Genomic DNA, 7,814 nt, shown 5'->3' with positions numbered 1-7,814 from the left:
GGCCAGACGGAGGGGTGTCATGCTATCGATAGGGCGACACCCCTCCACCACCGCTACGCGGCGGTCCCCCTCCTCTTGCAGGGGAGGAATTGGGGTCTGGCCTGCAAAGGAATCGGCGAAACGTCGGGGGTTGGGGAACGAGCATGGCAGCGGATAAAGCGGGCGCAAAAGACCTGACGCAGGGGCCGATCGCGTCCACGCTGCTGCTGTTTGCGATTCCGACGCTGGCGTCGAATATCCTCCAATCCCTGAATGGATCTATCAACGCGATCTGGGTCGGGCGGTTTCTGGGGCCGCAGGCGCTGGCGGCGACCGCGAACGCCAACATCATCATGTTCCTCATGTTCTCGGTCGTGTTCGGCTTTGGCATGGCGTCGACGGTGATGATCGGCCAGTCGATCGGGCGGCGCGATATCGACGCGGCGCGGCGTGCGTTCGGATCGGCTGTCGGTTTCTGCATGGCCATGGCGATCGTGGTTTCGACCGCTGGATGGCTGGGCGCACCTGCCTTGCTGCGGATGCTGGCGACCCCGGCGGAAGCCTATGACATGGCGCTGGTCTATCTGCGCGTCATTTTCATCGCCATGCCAGCCAGCCTGTTGTCGGTGATGATCATGATGGGGCTGCGCGGGGTAGGGGACGCGCGCACGCCGCTGATGTTCATGGTCGTCAGCGTCGCCTTGGACCTGATCCTCAATCCTGTGCTGATCCTGGGACTGGGGCCGTTTCCCGCCATGGGTATCGCCGGATCGGCGACCGCGACGGCGGTGGCGGGCTTTGTCAGCCTGATCGGCATCATCGCCTATACCTATGCCAAGGATCTGCCGCTGCGGTTGCGCGGGGCGGAACTCGCCTATCTGCGCCCCGCCGCCGACCAGATGGGGGTGCTGCTGGGCAAGGGGCTGCCGATGGGCCTCCAGATGATCGTCATGTCGGTGTCGGGACTCGTGATGATCGGCCTGGTCAATCGCGAAGGGTTGCTGGTGACGGCGGCCTATGGCGCTTCGCAGCAGTTATGGACCTACCTCCAGATGCCCGCGATGGCGATGGGCGCAGCGGTCAGCGCGATGGCGGCGCAGAATGTCGGCGCTGGCCGCTGGGACCGGATCAGCCGGATCACCGGGGTCGGCATCGGGTATCAATTGCTGATCACCGGCGCGATGGTTGCGGTGATGCTGGTGTTCCACGAACCGCTTCTGGGGCTGTTCCTGGGCGACAATGGCGCGGTGATCGCCGAAGCCTGGCACATGCAGTTGCGGGTCAGCTGGAGCTTCATCGCCTTTGGCTGCACGATGATCCTGTTCGGGGTGATGCGCGCCAACGGCGTGGTGGTGCAGCCGCTGATCATCCTGATCTTCACCCTGTTCGTGGTGCGGATCGGCTTTTATTATGTCGGCTATCCGCTGATCGGGCCGGACGCGCTGTGGTTCAGTTTCCCGGCCGGGTCGTTCGTATCGCTGCTGCTGGCCTTCCTCCTCTATGCCCATGGCGGCTGGCGCAAGGCCAAGCTGCTGGTGCCAGTGCATGAGGAAGAATGTCGCGAGACGGTGAATAGCGAAGTCGAACCCGCCGGCCGGATCGCGCCGATTGGTTGAATTGTCGAAGCCTAGCATTGCATTTCAAGAAGGGTGGCCGTTCGACAGGCTCAGGGCGAACGGACATATTTTTACCGCCCCTGATTACGCCAGCGGGTGATGGTGCGGTCGAGGATGGCGTCCTCGCCGCCCGACAGGCGCCACAATTCGGTGAAGCTGGGGTCGCCCGATGCGGGGCGGCGATGTTCTTCCAGATTGTCGAGCGCGACGCGGATCGGCACCGCGACACCTTCGCCGCAGATGATCGCTTCCCGGTTGCGCAGGGCGGGGATCGAATCGAGGAAACCGCGTGCGCCTTCGGGCATGGCGGCCTTCACGAAAGCCTGGTCGCGGTCGTTGTTCAGGCGCATCGAAATGATGGTGCCGCATTGCGACAGTACGCCTTCGGCAAGGTCCGACGGACGCTGGGTGATCAGGCCCAGAGATACGCCATATTTGCGGCCTTCCTTGGCGATCCGCTCCAAAATCTTGCGCACGGCCTGACCCGCGCCGATCGTGCTGTTGGGGATGTAGCGATGCGCTTCTTCGCAGACCAGCAATATGGGTCGCTGCGGTTCGTCGCGCGCCCAGATGGCATAGTCGAACACCAACCTCGACAATACCGACACGACGGTCGATGTGATGTCGGATGGCATGGCGGACACGTCGATGATCGAGATCGGCTTGCCGTCCGATGGCAGGCGGAAAATCTTGGCGATGAACGCCTGCATCGTATCGGCGACCAACATGCCGGAGAACATGAAGCTGTAGCGCGGGTCGGCCTTGATCTCGTCAATCTTGGTCTTGAGCCGCATATAGGGCAGCGAATTGGTGCCCTTGTCGAGCTTGCCCATCTCATTTTGCAGGATGGTGGTGAGGTCGGAGAGCAGATAGGGGATCGGCGAATCGACAGTCAGGCGGCCAATCTGTTCAGCGAGACGATTTTTGGACCGCGCCGCGAGCAGGCATTTGGCGAGAATGTCGCAATCGACCGTGCGTTCGGAACCGGACGAGGTGACGAATACCTCGCAATGTTCCTCAAAATTCATCAGCCAGTAGGGCAGGGCGAGATTGTTGATGTCGAACACCGCGCCATTGTTGGCGAAGGCCGCGCCATATTCGCCATGGGGGTCGATCATGACGATATGCCCCTGCGGTGACAGGTCGCAGATGCGGTGCAGGATCAGCGCGGCGCTGGTCGATTTGCCGGTGCCGGTCGATCCCAGCAGCGCAAAATGCTTGCCCAGCATCGAATCGACATAGAGGGCCGCGCGGGTGTCGTTGGTGGGATAGACGGTGCCGATTTCGACATTCGGCCGGTCGTCGGCGGCATAGATTTGCTGCATGTCCTTGCTGGACACGGGATAGATTTCGGTGCCGGGCGTGGGATAGCGGGTGACGCCGCGACGGAAGCGGTAGATGCGGCCGGTCAGCCTTTCCTCATCGCCTTCGCCCAGAAAGTCGATGTCGGCGATGATGCTCTTGCTCGCCTGATCCAGCGTCATCGCGCGCACGCTGGCGACCAGCCAGCAATTGCCCACGCGCATCTTCACCTGACTGCCGACCTGACCCGCCATTGCGGTGCAGGGGTCGGCGTCCTGTCCCAGCACGGCCAGCCGCATGGCGTCGATCATCACCTTGGAACTGGACCCGGCAATCTGGAACACCATACCCATGGAGTCACCCGGTGCGGGGCGTGCGGACGATGCAGCATTGGAAAATTGTTGTGCGCCCGGCATGTGGGTCATGAGCCTTTGTCGTCCCTTCGACCGGAGCGGCTTCCGGCAAACAGGGACTTATCTAGGCGATAGAGGTAAAGATTGGCTTATAGGCGCGGACGGTTAACGCGCGGTGGGCACAGGTCCAAAACGGATCGATTTGAGGCGGCGGGAACAGCGGGCCGACTGGCGCATTATTGTCGCGTAACAGTCAGGATCTTTGCTTGTCCGAAACGATATTGGCCGATGGAGCGCGTCGCTCCGACGCGATCGCCATAGCCCGTGTCATCTGCATCCTGGGGGTGGTTTATGTCCATGCGTGGACCGGGCAGAACGGCGAAGCGCTCGAAGCGCTGCGGGGCACCGGCCAGGACGTTCTGCGCTGGGCATTGATGGAGATATTCGGGCGCAGCGCGGTGCCGCTGCTGGGGCTGATTTCCGGTTGGCTGGTGGCCGGGTCGGACGGTGCGCGTCACTGGCCGGGTCATGTGCGGCGCAAGGCGCGGACGATATTGCTGCCGATGATCTTGTGGAACGGGCTGGCCATCCTGTTGGTGTCGGGCGCGGCCTATTTCGTATCGCTGAGCGCACCCGTGCCGACATCGCTCTGGTGGGTGGTGGAGGAGGTGCTGATCGTCAGCCGCAATCCCGACATCAATGTCCAGATGCCGTTCCTGCGCGACCTGTTTCTGTGCATGATTGCCGCACCGTTGCTGGTGCGGTCGCCGGGATCGCTATTGTGGCTGGTGGTCATGGCCGCGGCGGCGGCGCATGTCGCAGGGCTGGGGCCGCCACTGTTGATGCGCGCGTCGATCCTGTGTTTTTTCACGCTCGGCATCCTTGTCCGGCGCGGCATGTGGGAGCAGCGCGCGATCGCGCTGCCACTGGCGGTGGCAGTGCTGCCCTTCATGCTGCTGATCGCTCTCCAGCTTTATGTGACGGTCGGGCTGGCGGAGTTGCCGGCTGTTCCGGCCCGCAATGCGATCGACCTGGTGGTGCGGATCGCGGCAGCGCTGGCCTTCTGGCGGCTGGCCTGGGCGCTGGCGGGGAGCGGCGCGCGCGCCGTGCTGCTACGGATCGAGCCGTTCGCCTTCTTCCTCTTCTGTGCGCACCTGATCCTGATCTGGCTGTTGGGGCCGTTGCTGGGCAAGGTGTTCGGGCCACTCGGATCGCCGCTCTATCCACTCTATCTGCTGATCCAGCCGCTGCTGGTACTAGGCGCGGTCATGCTGATCGCCACCGCGCTGCGCTGGATCGCGCCCGGTGCGGCGGCTATGCTGAGCGGTGGACGGATCAGGCGGGTTCGCGCGCGGTAAGCGCCTGTGCGGCGGCCATAGAGATGGCCAAGCTGTGCTTGCGCGCCTGCACGTCGTAGATCTGGCCGACCAGGATCAGTTCATCGACCTGGGTACGCGCCAGGAAGGCGGCCAGATCACGCTCGACATCGGCCTGGGTGCCGATGCTGGACACGCTCAGCATATCGGACAGCATCGCCTGCGACTGGAACGGCAGGCTGTCATAATAGCCCTCTACCGGGGGCTGGAGCTTGCCCGGCTGACCGGTGCGCAGGCGCACGAAGCTTTGCTGCATCGAACTGGCGAGCAGTTGCGCTTCTTCGGCACTGTCGGCGGCAAAGACGTTATAGCCCGCCATGACATAGGGATATTTGAGCTGCGCCGATGGGCGGAAATCGCGGCGATAGATGGCGATCGCCTCGTCCAGCGCGCCGGGCGCGAAGTGGGAGGCGAAGGCATAGGGCAGGCCCAGCGCAGCGGCGAGTTGCGCGCCATAGAGGCTGGACCCCAAAATCCACAGGGGTACATCCTCGCCCGCGCCCGGCGTTGCCTCTATGCCCAGCCGCGTGTCGCCCGCGAAATAGGCCTGCAACTCCATGACGTCACGCGGGAACTGGTCCGCGCCGCCCGCGAGATTGCGGCGGATCGCCTGCGCGACGCGCTGGTCTGACCCCGGCGCGCGACCCAGCCCCAGATCGACCCGGCCGGGGAACAAGGCGGCGAGCGTGCCGAACTGTTCGGCGATCAGCAGCGGAGCATGGTTGGGCAGCATGATGCCGCCAGCCCCGATACGCATGGTGGAGGTTGCATGGCCGATATGGGCCAGCACGACCGAGGTGGCGGCCGACGCGATGCCCGCCATGCCATGATGTTCGGCGACCCAGTAGCGATGAAAGCCCAGCTTTTCGGCATGAACGGCAAGATCGGCGGCATTGGCCAGCGCGGTGGAAACATTGTCACCCTGGCGAACGGGGACGAGGTCGAGCATGGAAAAGCGTGTCATGCCTGCCATTTGGGGCAGGAAGGGTTTTATTTCAATACGGAAAAATCAGACGGCGCGACCAAAGCCCTGTACCGGGGCGTCACTGCGACGGCCAAATGTGACCGGTCGGCGCGCGACCAGCGGATTGGCGTCGCGGTCGAGCAGAGCCATCGTCTCGGAAAAGCAGGGGCGCAGCGCAACGACGGTTTCGATCAGTTCGTCCGGGCTTTCACGCGTTTCCACGCAGCGGCGGGCGACCATCTCAATCTCTTCGGCCATGGCGCTCAGCCGATACGCACCAAATTGCGCCGATTCGCCCTTGAGCGTATGAGCGGGCGTCACCAGCGCGGCGGCATTGCGGGCGCGAAAGGCGTCCTCGACCGCGCCGATCGATTTGGCACCATCTTCACGGAAATAGCCAAGGATGCGTAGAAATGCCGTGCCCAGCTCACCGCGGGTCCGTGCAAAATCGCTCCAGTTGACGAGGTCGGCTTCTTGATGGGGCACCAGTGCCACTCCTTGCTCTAGGAGGACAAAAATAGGCGGTGCGCGTAAACAGAGGGTTAAAGCGTGGCGAACAGCAATGGATTGTTTGCTTCAATCTGGCGCAATTCGGGACAACGCAAATCGGTGGGGGGCAAGCGCCGCAAAGGACCAGCCATGCTGCCGGGCCAGCGCTTCCAGTTCGCGCCCGGCAATCGGGTCGTCCGCTTCGATCAGGATCGCACGCGCATCGCGCATGGCCCGTGCCGCACGCAGGGCGGGCCAGGGACATTTCATGCCGCGCGCATGGACGATGACCGGTTCGGCCATCGCGCCTATTTGCCGAAGGGGTTTTTGGCGCTGCGCAGCGTCAACCGCACCGGCACCGCGCCAAAGCCCAGTTCCTTGCGGATACCGTTGACCAGATAGCGGCGATAGCTTTCTGGCAGGTCATCGAGTCGGGTGCCGAACAGGATGAAGCCGGGCGGCCGGGTCTTGGCCTGGGTGATGTAGCGCAGCTTGATCCGTTTGCCGCCGGGCGCTGGCGGCGGATTGGCCTCCAGCGCGCTTTCAAACCAGCGATTGAGCACGCCGGTCGACACACGCTTGGACCATGTGGTGCGGGTCTCGAACGCGACGCGGATCAGGTCGTCCAGTCCCTTGCCGGTCGCGGCCGACACGGTCATGATCGGTACGCCGCGCACCTGCGCAAGGCCATCGAACAAGGCCTGCTTGATCCCCTGATAAAGGGCCGATCCATGTTCGACCGTGTCCCATTTGTTGAGCGCGACGACGAGCGCGCGCCCTTCCTCCAGCACCTTGTCGGCGATGCGCAGATCCTGCGCCTCCAGCCCGCGGGTTGAATCGAGCAGCAGCACGACGACTTCGGCGAAGTTCACAGCGTTCAGGCCATCGGTGACGGCCAGTTTCTCCAGCTTGTCCTGCACCTTGGCATGTTTGCGCATGCCGGCGGTGTCGATCAGGCGGACGGGGCGTTCCTGCCCTTCATCGCTGATCCACATCCAGTCGACGGCGATGCTGTCGCGGGTGATGCCCGCTTCCGGGCCGGTCAGCAGGCGGTTTTCCCCCAGCAGCCGGTTGATCAGCGTGGATTTGCCCGCATTGGGGCGGCCAACGATGGCGAGCTTGAGCGGCGCGCTCTCGTCATCCTCGTAAAATTCCTTTTCGTGCGGCTCGTCATCTTCCTTTTCCAGATGCGGCAGCAGCGCCTGGAACAGGTCGGCCATGCCCTGACCATGTTCGGCGGAAAAGGGGATCGGCTCGCCCAGCCCCAGGCTGAAGGATTCCATCACGCCATCGTCGGCGGCCTTGCCCTCCGCCTTGTTGGCGACCAGCACGACCGGGGCGTCATTGGCGCGCAGCCAGCGGGCGATTTCCTCGTCCAGCGGGGTGATGCCCGCCCGTGCGTCGATCATGAACAGGGCCAGGTCGCAATTTTCGACCGCCGCCTCGGTCTGCATCCGCATCCGGCCGGGCAGGCTGTTGGCGTCCTCATCCTCATAGCCTGCGGTATCGACGATGATGAAGTCCAGGCCAAGCAGATGCGCCTCGCCCTCCCGCCGGTCGCGGGTGACGCCGGGCTGATCGTCGACCAGCGCCAGCTTCTTGCCGACCAGGCGGTTGAAGAGGGTGGACTTGCCCACATTGGGCCGTCCGACAATGGCTACTGTGGGCAGCATGGAGGCCCGTTTCCTTCCGAAAAACTCAAAATCGATAAACGCCGTGCTCCCGCGAAGGCGGG

Annotated in this window: 7 protein-coding genes; 2 read left to right on the top strand and 5 right to left on the bottom strand. The window is 63.6% G+C overall.

Annotated elements, in window-relative coordinates; genetic code table 11:
* Positions 1–143: 143 nt before the first annotated feature.
* Complete coding sequence (locus tag EBBID32_RS17340; RefSeq protein ID WP_006962036.1) at positions 144–1,595, top strand: MATE family efflux transporter; 1,452 nt, start codon at positions 144–146, stop codon at positions 1,593–1,595.
* A 71-nt stretch (positions 1,596–1,666) separates the two neighbouring features.
* Here the strand turns inward: EBBID32_RS17340 and EBBID32_RS17335 are convergent, their stop codons facing one another.
* Positions 1,667–3,322: an ATP-binding protein gene (locus tag EBBID32_RS17335; RefSeq protein ID WP_037491527.1), complete on the bottom strand. Its 1,656-nt coding sequence runs from the start codon at positions 3,320–3,322 to the stop codon at positions 1,667–1,669.
* Between the two features lie 194 nt (positions 3,323–3,516).
* On the opposite strand from EBBID32_RS17335, the gene EBBID32_RS17330 reads away from it, so the two are divergent.
* Positions 3,517–4,608, top strand: a complete 1,092-nt coding sequence (locus EBBID32_RS17330) for an acyltransferase family protein (RefSeq protein WP_006962032.1) — start codon at positions 3,517–3,519, stop codon at positions 4,606–4,608.
* Here the strand turns inward: EBBID32_RS17330 and EBBID32_RS17325 are convergent.
* The 4 genes from EBBID32_RS17325 to der all read right to left on the bottom strand — a co-directional run bounded on the left by EBBID32_RS17325 (position 4,586) and on the right by der (position 7,752).
* Positions 4,586–5,590, bottom strand: a complete 1,005-nt coding sequence (locus EBBID32_RS17325; protein ID WP_006962030.1) for an LLM class flavin-dependent oxidoreductase — start codon at positions 5,588–5,590, stop codon at positions 4,586–4,588. The genes EBBID32_RS17330 and EBBID32_RS17325 overlap by 23 nt on opposite strands.
* A gap of 45 nt (positions 5,591–5,635) precedes the next feature.
* Positions 5,636–6,076 carry an Hpt domain-containing protein gene (locus EBBID32_RS17320; protein ID WP_006962028.1) on the bottom strand — a complete coding sequence of 147 codons (441 nt, stop codon included), beginning with the start codon at positions 6,074–6,076 and terminating at the stop codon, positions 5,636–5,638.
* Between the two features lie 90 nt (positions 6,077–6,166).
* Positions 6,167–6,382, bottom strand: a complete 216-nt coding sequence (locus EBBID32_RS17315; protein WP_006962026.1) for a sulfurtransferase TusA family protein — start codon at positions 6,380–6,382, stop codon at positions 6,167–6,169.
* 5 nt (positions 6,383–6,387) lie between these two features.
* The gene (gene der / locus EBBID32_RS17310) at positions 6,388–7,752 is read right to left on the bottom strand and encodes a ribosome biogenesis GTPase Der (RefSeq protein ID WP_006962024.1); all 1,365 of its coding nucleotides are present in this window, start codon (positions 7,750–7,752) and stop codon (positions 6,388–6,390) included.
* Positions 7,753–7,814: the final 62 nt, after the last annotated feature.

This window comes from Sphingobium indicum BiD32 (assembly GCF_000382885.1).
Taxonomy (GTDB): domain Bacteria; phylum Pseudomonadota; class Alphaproteobacteria; order Sphingomonadales; family Sphingomonadaceae; genus Sphingobium; species Sphingobium japonicum_C.
The sequence above is the reverse complement of the archived record's forward strand: the minus strand, read 5'-3'. Positions and strand labels throughout refer to the sequence as shown.

What these genes read in the sequence shown, in the direction of transcription:
- EBBID32_RS17340 (WP_006962036.1), top strand. Translation starts at nt 144, where the DNA reads ATGGCAGCGGATAAAGCGGGCGCAAAAGACCTGACGCAGGGGCCGATC.
- EBBID32_RS17335 (WP_037491527.1), bottom strand. Translation starts at nt 3,322, where the DNA reads ATGACCCACATGCCGGGCGCACAACAATTTTCCAATGCTGCATCGTCC.
- EBBID32_RS17325 (WP_006962030.1), bottom strand. Translation starts at nt 5,590, where the DNA reads ATGACACGCTTTTCCATGCTCGACCTCGTCCCCGTTCGCCAGGGTGAC.
- EBBID32_RS17315 (WP_006962026.1), bottom strand. Translation starts at nt 6,382, where the DNA reads ATGGCCGAACCGGTCATCGTCCATGCGCGCGGCATGAAATGTCCCTGG.
- der (WP_006962024.1), bottom strand. Translation starts at nt 7,752, where the DNA reads ATGCTGCCCACAGTAGCCATTGTCGGACGGCCCAATGTGGGCAAGTCC.